11 protein-coding genes and 1 tRNA gene are annotated in these 13,328 nt (G+C 53.2%); 7 read left to right on the top strand and 5 right to left on the bottom strand.

The genetic code is table 11. The annotated features are described in order from the left end of the window. The first annotated feature begins 34 nt into the window (after nt 1-34). The 4 genes from Q2J34_RS01680 (at nt 35) to Q2J34_RS01695 (ending at nt 2,969) form a co-directional block, all read left to right on the top strand. A complete protein-coding gene (locus Q2J34_RS01680; protein WP_300969133.1) occupies nt 35-808 on the top strand; it encodes a methyltransferase domain-containing protein in 774 nt (257 codons plus the stop codon). Next, a complete protein-coding gene (locus Q2J34_RS01685) occupies nt 805-1,833 on the top strand; it encodes a TlpA disulfide reductase family protein (protein ID WP_300969134.1) in 1,029 nt (342 codons plus the stop codon). Before Q2J34_RS01680 ends, Q2J34_RS01685 begins: the two co-directional genes overlap by 4 nt. Before the next feature lie 172 nt (nt 1,834-2,005). Next, nucleotides 2,006-2,078 (top strand) — tRNA-Thr (locus Q2J34_RS01690). Nucleotides 2,079-2,192: 114 nt separating this feature from the next. Then, the gene (locus tag Q2J34_RS01695) at nt 2,193-2,969 is read left to right on the top strand and encodes a murein L,D-transpeptidase catalytic domain family protein (RefSeq protein WP_300969135.1); all 777 of its coding nucleotides are present in this window, start codon (nt 2,193-2,195) and stop codon (nt 2,967-2,969) included. Here Q2J34_RS01695 and Q2J34_RS01700 read toward each other — a convergent pair. Genes Q2J34_RS01700 through Q2J34_RS01720 form a run of 5 tightly spaced genes read right to left on the bottom strand, consistent with a single transcriptional unit; the run spans nt 2,966 to nt 8,659 of the window. Further along, complete coding sequence (locus Q2J34_RS01700; protein ID WP_300969136.1) at nt 2,966-4,594, bottom strand: glycosyltransferase; 1,629 nt, start codon at nt 4,592-4,594, stop codon at nt 2,966-2,968. The genes Q2J34_RS01695 and Q2J34_RS01700 overlap by 4 nt on opposite strands. Further along, nucleotides 4,587-5,183: a peptidase gene (locus Q2J34_RS01705; protein ID WP_300969137.1), complete on the bottom strand. Its 597-nt coding sequence runs from the start codon at nt 5,181-5,183 to the stop codon at nt 4,587-4,589. Before Q2J34_RS01705 ends, Q2J34_RS01700 begins: the two co-directional genes overlap by 8 nt. Beyond that, entirely contained in the window at nt 5,176-5,991 is an 816-nt protein-coding gene (locus Q2J34_RS01710; RefSeq protein ID WP_298888466.1) for a purine nucleoside phosphorylase I, inosine and guanosine-specific, read from the bottom strand. The genes Q2J34_RS01705 and Q2J34_RS01710 overlap by 8 nt, the downstream gene beginning before the upstream one ends. Before the next feature lie 31 nt (nt 5,992-6,022). Beyond that, nucleotides 6,023-7,294, bottom strand: coding sequence for an amidohydrolase (locus Q2J34_RS01715; RefSeq protein ID WP_300969138.1), 1,272 nt, complete (start codon nt 7,292-7,294; stop codon nt 6,023-6,025). Between the two features lie 6 nt (nt 7,295-7,300). Beyond that, nucleotides 7,301-8,659, bottom strand: coding sequence for a dipeptidase (locus Q2J34_RS01720; protein WP_300969139.1), 1,359 nt, complete (start codon nt 8,657-8,659; stop codon nt 7,301-7,303). A 280-nt stretch (nt 8,660-8,939) separates the two neighbouring features. On the opposite strand from Q2J34_RS01720, the gene Q2J34_RS01725 reads away from it, so the two are divergent. From Q2J34_RS01725 to Q2J34_RS01735, 3 genes are all read left to right on the top strand, one after another. After that, nucleotides 8,940-9,848 carry an NYN domain-containing protein gene (locus Q2J34_RS01725; protein ID WP_300969140.1) on the top strand — a complete coding sequence of 303 codons (909 nt, stop codon included), beginning with the start codon at nt 8,940-8,942 and terminating at the stop codon, nt 9,846-9,848. Nucleotides 9,849-10,468: 620 nt separating this feature from the next. Then, nucleotides 10,469-11,134, top strand: coding sequence for a hypothetical protein (locus tag Q2J34_RS01730; protein ID WP_300969141.1), 666 nt, complete (start codon nt 10,469-10,471; stop codon nt 11,132-11,134). A gap of 274 nt (nt 11,135-11,408) precedes the next feature. Beyond that, on the top strand, nt 11,409-13,202 hold the full coding sequence (locus tag Q2J34_RS01735) for a phosphoethanolamine transferase (protein ID WP_300969142.1): 1,794 nt from the start codon (nt 11,409-11,411) through the stop codon (nt 13,200-13,202). Nucleotides 13,203-13,328: the final 126 nt, after the last annotated feature.

Raw genomic sequence — 13,328 nt, forward strand, 5'->3', positions numbered from 1 at the left:
GAGTCCTACCATTCATCCACCCCACCCAGCATCTATGACCTCTCTCGCCCATCAGTTCGACCGTGCAGCAGCCCATTACAACGAGGCAGCCGAGCCACAGCGACTCGTCATCGATCGGCTCGTGCAGCTACTTGAAGAGCATCTACCTAAGGCAAAGCGTCACTTTGCTCATGCCTTTGAGATGGGTACGGGCTCTGGTCTACTGACGAAGCGTATAGATCAGCTCGTAGAGGTCGACCATTGGACCCTCGCCGACCTATCCCCAGCACTCCTAGCTCAGGTTCCTAAACTGAGAGACCCGCACCCCGAGCTACGTGTGGGAGACGCTTCCGAGCTCTCTCTAGAGGGGCTCGGTGTCGATCTCTTTGTCTCCAGTAGCGCCATACAGTGGCTCGCCGACCCATGCGCCTACTTAGCGCGCACCATCCACGAGCTCTCAGCACGGGCTACCGTAGCCGTCAGCACCTTCGGCCCAGACAACCTCCTCGAGCTACGACAGCTCACAGGGCAAGGACTACACTACCCCTCGCTAGCCAACTGGCACAGCACGCTGCAGGAGCTTGGCTACTCCTACGAGATCCATGCGGAGCAACTCGTCATCCCCTTTGCCGATCCTCTAGCCGTATTACAACATCTGCGCCATACCGGCACAGCACAGCTACCCAATGCGCCGCAACAAATACACACATCGAGGCAGCTCAGAGACTTTACGAATAAATATATTGCTAACTTTGCAGACGAGTCAGGTCGAGTCACACTCACCTTTCACCCGGTCTATGTCATCATCAACAAACAACCTATAATATGAAACGAACTCTATCCCTCTCCTCTCTGCTGGTCGTACTAGGCTCGCTCTTAGTGCTAAGCAGCTGTAATCGCGACAAGAAGACGACGCTACAGCTCCACGGGCTCGAGGGCAATCTATCTGGTCTGACAGCTTATCTCTACGACGAGGCTGACCCTAAGATGCCGATCGACAGTATTGTCATCCAGGACACAGTCGCCAGCCTGTCTCTAGACAACCTGCAGAAAGGGTACCTCTACCTCCTCTCTTGTGAGGGTACGCAGCTCAACGCTCAGTTTGTCTACGAGGGGACCTCTCTAGACTACAACCTCAGCGATGGACGAGTCAGTGGCTCTCCCGCCAACGATGCGTGCAACGCCTTCGAGCAAGACATTATGGTCATCATGCAGGCCGACTCTATCGATCGGGCTGCTGGTCAGGAGATAGTCCGTAAGTATGTTGCAGAGCAAAAAGACAACCCCCTCGTACTACGTGCTATGCAGTATGCTATGTACCTCTTTGACGACCTCTCTGAGTTTCAACAGCCTCTTGAGGAGATGGGCGAAAACGTCAAGCGACTCCCAAGCTATACCTCGCTAAAAGAGCTGATCCAAGGGATGATCAATACGAAAGCCGGCAAGCCCTTTGCAGACTTTTCGGGCATCACCACAGATGGTGAGCAGGTCAAGCTTTCAGACTACGTCGGTCAGGGGCAGTATGCGCTCGTTGACTTCTGGGCCTCTTGGTGTGGTCCTTGCCGTCACGAGATACCCACGCTCATCCAGATGCACAAGAAGTACAAGGACAAGGGTCTGCTCGTACTCGGTGTCGGTGTATGGGAGGATAGCCACGAGACCCATCTACAGGCTGTCAAGGAGCTACAGATCCCCTACCCACAGATCTACGATGAGCAAAACAATCACGCTACCTCACTGTACGGCATCATGGGTATCCCTCAGATTATGCTCATAGGGCCTGACGGAGTCATTATGCAGCGCGATCTTCGCGGAGAGCAGATCGATCAGATACTCAGCGAGATATACAAGTAGTCGACAGACTCTCACGCAAATAAGGTCCGGCAAGACTTGCATATTAAGAAAATTGTCGTACCTTTGTGATCCGGGCGAGTGCCACACGGCCAGCTCCCTGTGAATCCCCCAGGGCTTGACCGCAGCAAGGGTAGCGGGTTGTAGCGGCGCGATGTGGATTGCTCGCCCTTTTGCCTCTTTAGCTCAGTTGGTAGAGCACGTGATTTGTAATCTCGGGGTCGTTGGTTCGAGTCCGACAAGAGGCTCTCTCACAAGGCTAGTCCTAGAGACCATATCTACAATTGACGAGCAGATTGCTAAGCTTAGCAGTCTGCTCGTTTTTTCGTACCTTTGGCACGTTAATGAGCCTTTTACTAGATATGCATACGCTTCACAGCTCTTCACTTAGATGGTTGATAATCTTGATGATACTCGTGCCTAGCTACGTAGCTGGGTCTGATGTCTCGCTGTGGGACATACCGCCTACGGGACACCGTGTGACGGTCGTACCTACCTCTGCAGAGCGACAGCAGATCAATCAGCTCTACCAGCAGATGGGACTGGAGGGGAGGCTCTCGTTTGAGGCTTTTAGTCTTGGCGTGCGGGGATACAATCAGATCTCAAACAAGCATCGCTCACGGCTCACCATTGTGGACTTCTCCAAGCCCTCGACTCAGGAGCGTATGTTTGTCATCGATATGGAGCAGGGTAAGCTCCTCTACGCTACGCTCTGTGCGCATGGACGTGGTAGCGGGGAGAACTACGCTACCTCTTTTTCCAATCAACCGAACTCTCATCAGAGCTCTCTGGGCTTCTACCTAACCAATGAGACTTACAGCGGGAGCAACGGCTACTCGCTACGTCTTGACGGGCTGGAGCGTGGGTACAACGATCAGGCACGGGCTCGTGCTATCGTCGTACATGGTGCCGCTTATGTCAATGATCAGATCATCCGACAGGGACGTCTCGGGCGTAGCTACGGTTGCCCCGCAGTGCCTCGTGCACTGGCGCGTCCGATCATCGATGCGATCAAGGGGGGCAGCGTCCTATACATCTACGCCAATCGTCCTGACTACCTCGCCCAGAGCATGGTGCCACGCTCCGAGAAGGAGCCTGCCATCGCCGATCAGGATAGTCGCACGCAGCTGATCAACTAGCTCAGCGTCATCATCTGACGGTAAGCCTCTATATAATAGTTGTAATAGTGTGCCCAAAGTGCTTGGGAGGCTGTCTGCCGAGCTTGCTTGTAGCACGCCTTCGGGAGTCCTGCGGTAGCTTGCTCTAGGATCGTCGCCAGTGCCTTTGTCACAAAGGCGTCGTCATGATCACGACGCGGGATGACCTGCACGCCGTGCTGCAGGCTGTCTGTAGCAGGCTCGCCATAGAGCTCTAGGATCGCTTGCCCAAAGCCAGACAAGTCGGTCGTCACCGTCGGTACGCCATAGGCGATGCTCTCCAGCGGCGTGTAGCCCCACGGCTCATAGTACGAGGGGAAAAGGGTCAGATCGAGGGCACTCAGCAGATCATAATAAGGAAGGTCTAGGATGCCGTCATGACCATCGAGGTAGGTGGGCACGAAGATCGGATAGATGTGCTGCGCTGTCGCTCCTCTCTCGAGGAGTGCGCCGAGGCGTCCGGCGAGGGTGTCCTCCCGCAAGTTGTGTAGCCAATGCGTTAAGTAAGGATACTGTAACGGGGTGATACCGCTCTCTGGGTCGGTATCACTGAGCAGATAGGCGAGGTCGGCTCTAGGCTCGGCAACCCAAGCGGGAATGAAGAAGTAAAGGATGAGGTCAGACGAAAGCTTCGCTTGCTGCTGGAGGAGGCTCTCGAGCGAGGCAACGATGAGGTCGATTCCTTTGTTGCGATACTCGTAGCGTCCTGAGGTAGCGACGAGCGTCGTGCGCTCAGGGTCAAAGGTTTTGCCATAAAGCCGGCTGGCCGCGTCTATTAGTCGCTGGCGAGCTTTCGTCTTAAAGCGACTTGTGGCCAATGCGTGGAAGCCATTCGGCAAGACCACCGGCGTACGCTCCAAAAGCTGTGTACACTCCAGAGCGGTCACCTCGCTGACCGTCGCAAAGATGGTGGCGGTATGGGCGGCCGCCTTCTCTAGCGCATGCTTCGCCTCGACATGCAGTTCGCTTGCCATCTGGTCTCCGTGATAGCCCGTGAAGTAGCGGTAGAGATCCTTGCCATTGCTACAGATAGAGCGCCCCACGGTCGTAGCGTGGGTGATAAAGAGCGAGCGCAGGTCAGGCTGCTGCAGGTGATGATAGAGCAAGCCCATGCCGGTGATCCACTCATTATAAATAGCTATCGGCTGACTCCCAGGCGATGCGAGCTGCGGAGTCACAGCGAGCAGTGTCGCGGCAGCTGCAAGGGCAAAGAGACAGGAGTCGTCGTAGTCGCCATAACCGAGGTCCGACTGGATGCCGTAGTGCTGCCACATGAGGTAGTAGAGCTGATCACGGACTATGACGAGCGGCTTGTAGTCCACGAGGATCGTTTGCGCTTCACCCCCAGGCGTGAGCCAGTAGCCCTGCGTGATCGGTAGCTCCACGCCCAGTAGCGAGATGTGACTGGGCAGGGTGGTGCAAAAGGTCTTCGTGCGAAAGTCTACCATCTCCTCCATCGGTCGAAGACGAGGACCGACGAAAAGAACTTGCTCCGCCCCGTGGCGATGCATCATCTCGCCTGCTCGTGACGAGAGGACGGTGTAGATGCCACCCACCTTGTTGGCGACCTCCCACGACACCTCTGAGATAAAGTATGCGTCACTCATTGCTTGCAGTGCGCTCTTCTAATGTAACCAGCAGATCATACGCCACACGGCGACAATGCATCGGTAGCTTTTCGGCAGAAACATACGACTCCAAAGCCTCCGTCAGTTTCTCAGGCACAGGCTTGTCAGGCTGTCGCTTCGTATAGTTTGCGATGGTCAGGAGCGCCACGTAGAGCCTCGACTCATCTGTAGCGTTGCTTAAGACAACCTCCTCCGCCCAGCGAATGGCTAGTGGCGCGTATGATAGGAGGTTAAAGGCGAGCTGCTCCTGTAGCTCCACATTGGTTGCCTTCTCGAGGAAAGCCGCTACGTCTTGCTCCGTAAGTTCCTCACGGGGGAAGAGCATCGTGGAGAGGATCAGCAGCTCCCGCACGGAGGTGTCCCGCAGTGCCTCGGCAAGCTGTCGGGAGGGCTGGTACTGCGCAGCAAGCTCTAGGAGATAGCCACGTGTCCAGCCCCAGTTGTAGCGGTAGTCCAGTCCCGAATCCCGCATCGACTGCGCCACAGAGCCGTCCATGCATGTGCGGAGCGCAGCACGTATGGTGGCAAGCTGTGAGGCGATCGTCTCGTCGTCTATCGAGTTAGGCACGGGCTATGAGCTCTGCGATGAGGGCACCCATACGCTTGGAGGCGGCATTGGCGGCGGCGACCACCTCGTCGCCATCGTTCGTGTAGTCTCCCTCGAAGTGCCACCCCTCATTGGTGATGACGGACATGCCGAAGACGCGGATACCCGCATGGCGAGCCACAATCACCTCAGGCGTCGTGCTCATGCCGACCGCATCAGCGCCGACCGTCTGCCAATACTTATACTCTGCGGGCGTCTCGTAGGAGGGACCCGTGAGGCTTACGTAGACACCCTTTTGGAGCGCCAGCTTTTGCTCCTGGGCGATGGTCTCAGCGAGCGCAATCAGTTCACGATCGTAAGCTCGCGTCATATCGGGGAAGCGGACCCCAAAGTTCTCATCGTTAGGACCAATGAGCGGATTGGGCAACATATTGATATGATCCCTGATGATCATCAGGTCACCCACGTGGAAGTTCGGGTTGATGCCGCCCGCAGCGTTGGAGACAATGAGGATCTCGATGCCGAGGAGCTTCATCACCCGCACTGGCAGCGTGACCACCTCCATCGGGTAGCCCTCGTAGTAGTGAAAGCGTCCCTGCATCGCCACGACGGGGACACCGCCCAGCGTGCCAGAGATGAAGTTACCCTTGTGCCCGATAGCGGTCGAGTGTGCGAAGTTGGGGATTTCGCTGTATGGGATGACGGTCGGGTTAGCGATCTCGTTGGCTAGATTGCCCAGGCCGCTACCTAGTATGATGCCCACGCGGGGCTGTGCCGCTATCTTGCTCTTGATATAGTCGGCTGCTTGCTGATATTTTTGAAAGTCCATAGTCTATGTTCGTTTGATAGTGAATAGGTCTTTACCCCTTACGGTGAAGTAGGTCGTGAGCCGTGCGACGAGCCATCTCAATGATGCGCTCCATGCCGACGATCTCACGGTCACGCATGAGGATTGCTCCGTCCACGATAGTCGTCGAGACGATCGTCGAGGAGCCTGCGTAGACGAGATTAGAAGTAAGATTGTGACAAGGCACCATGCTCGGCGCCTTGAGGTCTATGAGACAAAGGTCGGCTAGGTAGCCCTCCTCGATGCGTCCGCCCTTGAGTCCCAGCATAGCGTAGCCCACCTCCGTTGCCGAGCGGTAGATGTCGGGAGCGCAGACCGCTGTCGGGTCGTAGCGCCACACCTTGCCCAGGAGCGAAGCCATACGCATAGCGATGTACATGTCTAGGTCGTTGCTCGAGGAGCAGCCGTCCGTACCAATAGCCACAGGGATGCCCCGCTCCTTCATCTCCTCGTAGCGGAAGCGCCCACCACTGGCCAGCTTCATATTGCTCGCCGGGTTGTGAACCAGTGTACAGCCGTGACGTGCTAGGATGTCTAGCTCCTCATCGTCCAGCCATAAGCTGTGCGCCATGATGCAGCGTGGCGAGAGCGCATCGATCTGCTCCAGATAGCGGACAGGCGTCGTGCCATGCTCGGCAATACAATCCTTCACCTCACGCTCTGTCTCGGAGAGGTGCAGGTGAATGGGGATCTCATGCTCCTCGGCAAACTCCTTGGCAAAGTGCAACTGCTCACCCGAAACGGTGTAGATAGCGTGTGGTCCCACACTCCATCCGATCCGCTCAGGGAGCTCTGCAAAGAGCTGCTCATAGCGATAGCAATTGTCGCGATCAAGCTGTGCCCGCTCGGCATCGCCACGATCGAAGAGCGTATAGCTCAGATTAGCTCTTATGCCTGTCTCTAGCACCGCACGAGCGGTCGCCTCAGGCGCTGTGTACATGTCGAGGAAGCAGGTCGTCCCGCTCTGGATCATCTCCACACAGCCGAGCAAAGCACCGACGTAGATATCCTCCTCCGTCATGTGTGCCTCCACTGGCCAAATGTAATCCTCCAGCCACGTCTGCAACGGCAGGTCATCGCCATACCCCCTGAAGAGCGTCATGGCACAGTGTGTGTGTCCGTTGCAGAGTCCTGGCACGACCGCCTTGTCACGGCCGTCGAGGATGATCGTATCTTCATCGATCGGGAGCAGGTCCGTACCGATCTTGTCGATACGATTGTCCACGATCAAGAGATCTTGCGTCGCCCCTCCGATGAGCGACTCCTTAATTAGTATACTACTCATGCCCGTTTAGTTAAATAGTCGGTAAAACTCAGCTACCGCCTCGACACCCTTGCGGAAGACGCCCACCGAAAAGCTCTCATTGGGCGAGTGGATCGCATCCTCCTCTAGACCAAAGCCCATCAGTACCGTCTTGAGTCCGAGAATTTCTTCAAAAGCAGCAATAATCGGAATGCTACCGCCGCTGCGTATCGCTAGCGGAGCCACCCCGTAAGCCTTCTCGACCGCCTGAGCAGCTGCTTGGTAAGCAGGGAGGTCTAGCGGACAGTAGTAGCCCGCACCGCCGTGCATCGGCGTCACCTCTACATGTACAGACTTAGGTGCTATCTGCTCGATATACTCCTTCATCAGGCGGGAGATCTCCTCATGATCCTGATTAGCAACCAGACGGCAAGAGAGCTTAGCATAAGCCTTCGAGGGGAGCACCGTCTTGGCACCTTCGCCTTGATAACCACCCCAGATACCGCACACGTCAAAGGAAGGACGACAGCTATTGCGCTCTAGCGTGATGTAGCCCTCCTCGCCTTGCGTCTCACGGATGTCCAGCGCACGGCAGTAAGCCTCCTCGGAGAAAGGTGCCTTGCGAATCATCGCGCGCTCCTCATCGGAGAGTGGTAACACCTTGTCGTAGAAGCCAGGTACCGTGATGCGTCCCTTGTCGTCTACGATCTGAGCAATGATCTTGCACAGCTCATTGATTGGATTAGCGACAGCGCCGCCAAAGTGACCCGAGTGCAGATCCCTATTAGGACCCGTCACCTCCACCTGCCAGTAAGCCAGACCACGCAGACCCGCCGTAATGCTCGGCGTCTCCTCGCTCAGCATCGTTGTGTCAGAGACGAGAATCACGTCCGCTGCCAGCAGATCCTTGTGCTCACGGCAGAAAGGCGACAAGCTCCCTGAGCCGATCTCCTCCTCACCCTCGAAGATAAACTTCACATTGACCCCGACCAAGCCAAGTGCCTTAGCGGTCTCGAAGCCTTTGAGCTGGATCATAATCTGCCCCTTGTCGTCATTGGCGCCACGAGCGTAGATGCGGCCATCGCGTATCTCAGGTTCGAACGGCTGGCTCTCCCATAGATCCAGAGGCTCCACGGGCATCACGTCATAGTGACCGTAGACGAGGATCGTCTTCGTCGCTCCTGGCTGCTTGTAGTGTCCGAAGACGATGGGGTTGCCCTCCGAAGGCATCACCTCCGCCTCCTGCACACCTAGTGAGAGCAGGTGGTCACGCAGATACTCGGCAGCACGCTGCATGTCAGCTTTGTGCTCGCTCTGTGCGCTGATCGATGGGATACGCACGAGACCGTACAGGTCCTCGTGAAAGCGGCCCTCATGCTCCGCTATATACTCTTTGATATTTGCCATAGTAACGTATTCTTGTTTTTTTGTTTGCTCCGTAAAGATACAAAAAAGCTCCCAACCCTCCCAACTAAGGGACTTTCCAGTAGTCCGCAATTAAGACAGCACGACAAGACTGGTTGCCCGCCTCTATTCTGTTTGTAACCGCGTGTCACTTGGCACTGGAATGTATGGAAATCTACCCCACTCTGCTACTTGCACAACTTCGTTAAAACGTATATCTTTGCAGAAGGCAATCACACGTTATTGATTGCATCTTACAGTACCATCTAAGCATCACTTTATTATGGAAAAGGACAACAAACTTACTCGCATTGGCGTATTCTATGACGGAAACTACTTCCTACACGTAAGCAACTTCTACACTTACTCCCACGAGCGCAAAAGCCGATTGAACATTAATGGATTACACCACTTTATCAAAGAGAAAGTAGCCAAAGAGGAAGGCATAGACGCTCGAAAGTGTCAAATAGTTGACGCGCACTACTTTCGAGGCCGATTAAGTGCTATCGAAGCAAAAGAAAAGGGGAACACGCTCTTTAATGATCGTCTGTTTGACGACATCCTTAGCGCAGAGGGTGTAACCACCCACTACCTTCCTTTGAAAAACAAACAAGGTGGCGGAAAGCAGGAAAAGGGAATTGACGTCTGGCTAGCTCTAGAGGCTTTCGAACAATCTTTTTATAAGCGATTTAGTGTGTTGGTCCTCATTGCTGGAGACGGAGATTATGTCCCTCTAATCAAGAAGCTAAACACACTAGGGACTCGTGTTATGGTCTTAAGTTGGGACTTTGAATACACGAATGAAGAAACTGGGAAAACCATGAAAACACAAACGTCTCAAGAGTTACTAGAGGAGGTGACGTACCCAGTTGCAATGCACGAGATCATTGACAATCGAGTCTCAAAGTCAGATCCACTGATCAATGGACTTTTTGTGTCCAAAAACACCGTCTACAAAGCACCTGAACTTCCGAAAAAAGAGAGACTGGTAGGTGTAATCAACAACGTCCTGCAAGGCTATGGGTTTATTGAGCACTTTCCACAAAATCTATTCTTCCACTTTTCGGATGTGTCTGGAGATGCAGACTTCAACGAGCTAAGGCAAGGAGATAGAGTCTCATTTACCATAGAGCCTGGCAACAAAGGTCGAGATGTTGCGAAGAACGTCATGCGAATTGACGCTACAAAGTAACGCCACCACCTCAACTGCACACTCCCAGTTCTTGGCAGAGAAATAAAGCAGAGAGACAGGGCTGACGCACTATAAGCGCCCCATTAGCGACAAGCAAGGCATAGATGAGGGTACTATGTATAATGTGTCAGCCATGGATTGGCTGTTGGCTGTTAGCTGTTGGCTGTTAGCTATCGGAACCATCGGAGCTATCAGAGTGATCGGATCCCTAATCTCTAACTTCTAATCTCTAACTTCTAACCTCTAGTCTCTATTTACATATCTTTACGGGGAAATTCGTCCGATTCCCTCCTTTATCGAATATCCACGTGGAAAATCTCAAATCTCCACGTGGATATTTTTCTTTTTCCACGTGGGGGCGTTTTGATTCTTCCGAAGTTTCATTTCATTCCTCCGAAGTTTCATTTGATTCCTCCGAAGAATTTTTTATTCCCCACGTGGAGATTTTGAAATATCCACGTGGAAATCACTTTTCCTCGACACAGCGCCATTTCAATATGTTGTCGAGCCTAAATTATTGTAACGAGCCAGCGTTGAATTTTCCCAGTCTGGGAACTTTTTGCCACACACTATTCTCTCTATTTTGCTACCTTTGCACATATCATCTAGGCTCTACAACTATGCAGCACTTTACCCTAAAGGCCCTACTCTTACCACTCCTGCTACTCCTAGGAGCGACCTATGCTATGGCGCAGGTGCGTGCCATCACGAGCGATGGCGATGAGGTGATGCTCTACCCCAATGGCACGTGGGAGTATATCAATAGACGACCTAACCCCTATGACTATCAGGAGCCCCCGACAGCTGTCGGAGCGGGCATATCAGGCCGGCATATCGGCATCATAGTGCGCAGGCAGCTGCTCGTCGTGCTGCGTGATGGGATGCTGGAGGATGTCATCATCTATGACTCAAAAGGTCAGCCCGCCTACTCCTACCGCGACGGGGTCTACCAGCTCCCCTATGGATGGCAGGTGAGGTACGAGCCTCTCTCCGACCGAGTGACTCAATTTGGCCCCTACACATTTAAGTATCAGATGCTCTCGGATCGACTGGAGCGGGTCGGTACCTGCGAGATAGACTACGAGATGCTTTCCGACCGCGTCAGACGGATCGGAGGCTACGACATCCGTTACGACGCCTTCTCCAGCCTTATCAAAAGGGTAGGCAATATAGAGATCCTGTATGACGCTTTCAACGAGCGCGTCACAGGCCTTCGTGGGCAAGACCCCAATCTCGAGATCTACTTCATGCGTCAGGGCAAGAGGCGTCCACTTCCTCTGCTGTAACACGACCTCGTCGATAACCCTATGCAGCCATTAACCTCAAAAGAACTTACAGCGGTGCCATTACATAACGATAGATATGGTCACGCCTGTAGCCAGGAGATGCATATTCAAGATGCGAACCTCTTAGCACAACGACCTCTATGCTCTAGAGGATGTGCTCTCCTATTTTGATCCAAAAGGCAATAAGCTATAAGGCATTGTAGCAAGAGTCCCAGGTCCACGACTTGTTGTCTTCATGCCATAGATAGCAGAGGAACAATGACATAAAGGCTATATGAAGCAATCAATACAAATGCGACTAAGCAAGATCTGGGAGCGAATGCGGGAGCAGACCTTTCTTGCGCTCTTCCTGCCACTCATGCAGTTGTTTTTGCTCTGCCTATACTTATACACATCTGGGCAGCTGGTCAGTGGATCGGTCTTGGTCAATTGGCTCGGTGGGTGTGTGCTCCTTGTAGGGAGTTGCGCACTGCTCGTCTCTCTACCTCAGCGTAAGTTGATACGCTACGGACTATCAGGTGTCGTAGTCTTACTCCTCTCACTCCTCTTCATATACGAATACTACCTAATTACGGATGTGCAAGTGCTCCTTAACGACAGCGTTGCACTACAGTACCGTCAGCTCCCTGGCGAGGGCGTGGATAGTCGCCTACTCCTCAGCTCTATCCCCACGATGAGCTGGCTTAAAGCGATCGGCTGGTTACTCATCCTAGCCCTTGCATCCTATGGTGCTATATGGCTCTATCGATATCGTAGAGAAGACCTCCGCCCCTGGCGTCTGATAGCCTGCATCTTACTACTTGCTGTACCCACATATATAGTCGTCACAGTGCGGGCTCAACGAGATGTCGATGTCAGGCTACAAGACTCTTATGGTTATTACCGCTCGGCGGATATGGTTAATAGGTATATAGCCACAACTCGTGGGGGATTAAAAACCGTGCGCCACGCCAAGGAGAAACTCGCTTACCTAAGGAGCCACCTACCAGAAGTGACAATCACCAATCAAGTCAGCTCACCTCACAATGTCGTCGTTATCATGGGCGAGTCTTTACGTCGGCTGGATATGCACTGCTACGGCTATCCACTTGAAGACACGCCCCATCTAGACTCTCTCGTGCAGGCTGGTAGTCTCGTGCTATATGATGATGTAGTCTCTTGCGCCCCTACGACGATTTTGTCTCTGCGCAAGGTTTTCTCCATAAGAGATGCGCGTAATCCTAGTCGACCTTGGGATGAGACCTCCACACTTCCTCTAGCCTTCTCACAAGCAGGTTACCGCACTTACTGGGCAACCAATCAAGAGGTAGCTGGAGAGTATATGACAGACATTACGGTTATAGCAAACACCTCAGACACATTGGCTAGCACGGATATACTGGACTCTACAGTCTCCTGGCTGTGGAGTAGAGGTGCCGAAAAGAAGAAGTATGATGAGCTGATCCTCCCTCTACTGCAAGACTACAAGACAATTGCCATGAGGGGAAAAACGAATCTATTCACCCTAGTCCACCTAATGGGTAGTCATATTGACTATAAAGATCGCTACCCCGAGCCGTTTGGAGTCTTCAAGTCAGAAGACATCCACCCTATAGAGCCTCACCTCCTATCTAAAGAGGCTGAGAAGTCAGCTCACTATATAAACTCTGTACTGTACAATGACTGGATCGTCAGCGAGATAATCCGTTACTACAGTCACACCTCCTCAATTGTCATATACATGTCCGACCATGCAGTAACTCGCTACGATGATCCCTTGGAGCCTCACAGTACTGCCCATAGTATGACACAGCACTCACTCTCCATTCCCTTTATGGTTTATATGTCAGATCAATTTATGGCAGAGAATCCAGACATTGTAAAGCTCGTCAAGGGAGCCTGTCACAGACCTTTTATGACAGATCTCTTCACCAACTCACTGCTTAGTCTAATGGGGATACAGGTGCCCTACTCCTCCCCCCAGATAGAGCTTTGGTCTGCTCAATATGACGCATCACGCCCGCGCGAGGTACATGAGTGGGGAGAGGAGGTAGCCTTCGAACCTAAATACCCTAACCAGCTACAATGAATAGACTAAACAATTACGCTCGAGGCGTAGTAAGTCGATTAGCACAGTTATCGTGGTTGCCGCTTTTCATCATAGGGATATTATGGCTTAATGGACGCATTGTAGGGTCTGTACTATATAGCTCAG

Source organism: Porphyromonas vaginalis (assembly GCF_958301595.1).
Lineage (GTDB): Bacteria > Bacteroidota > Bacteroidia > Bacteroidales > Porphyromonadaceae > Porphyromonas > Porphyromonas vaginalis.

What these genes read in the sequence shown, in the direction of transcription:
- Q2J34_RS01680 (WP_300969133.1), top strand. Translation starts at nt 35, where the DNA reads ATGACCTCTCTCGCCCATCAGTTCGACCGTGCAGCAGCCCATTACAAC.
- Q2J34_RS01685 (WP_300969134.1), top strand. Translation starts at nt 805, where the DNA reads ATGAAACGAACTCTATCCCTCTCCTCTCTGCTGGTCGTACTAGGCTCG.
- Q2J34_RS01695 (WP_300969135.1), top strand. Translation starts at nt 2,193, where the DNA reads ATGCATACGCTTCACAGCTCTTCACTTAGATGGTTGATAATCTTGATG.
- Q2J34_RS01700 (WP_300969136.1), bottom strand. Translation starts at nt 4,594, where the DNA reads ATGAGTGACGCATACTTTATCTCAGAGGTGTCGTGGGAGGTCGCCAAC.
- Q2J34_RS01710 (WP_298888466.1), bottom strand. Translation starts at nt 5,991, where the DNA reads ATGGACTTTCAAAAATATCAGCAAGCAGCCGACTATATCAAGAGCAAG.
- Q2J34_RS01715 (WP_300969138.1), bottom strand. Translation starts at nt 7,294, where the DNA reads ATGAGTAGTATACTAATTAAGGAGTCGCTCATCGGAGGGGCGACGCAA.
- Q2J34_RS01720 (WP_300969139.1), bottom strand. Translation starts at nt 8,659, where the DNA reads ATGGCAAATATCAAAGAGTATATAGCGGAGCATGAGGGCCGCTTTCAC.
- Q2J34_RS01725 (WP_300969140.1), top strand. Translation starts at nt 8,940, where the DNA reads ATGGAAAAGGACAACAAACTTACTCGCATTGGCGTATTCTATGACGGA.
- Q2J34_RS01730 (WP_300969141.1), top strand. Translation starts at nt 10,469, where the DNA reads ATGCAGCACTTTACCCTAAAGGCCCTACTCTTACCACTCCTGCTACTC.
- Q2J34_RS01735 (WP_300969142.1), top strand. Translation starts at nt 11,409, where the DNA reads ATGAAGCAATCAATACAAATGCGACTAAGCAAGATCTGGGAGCGAATG.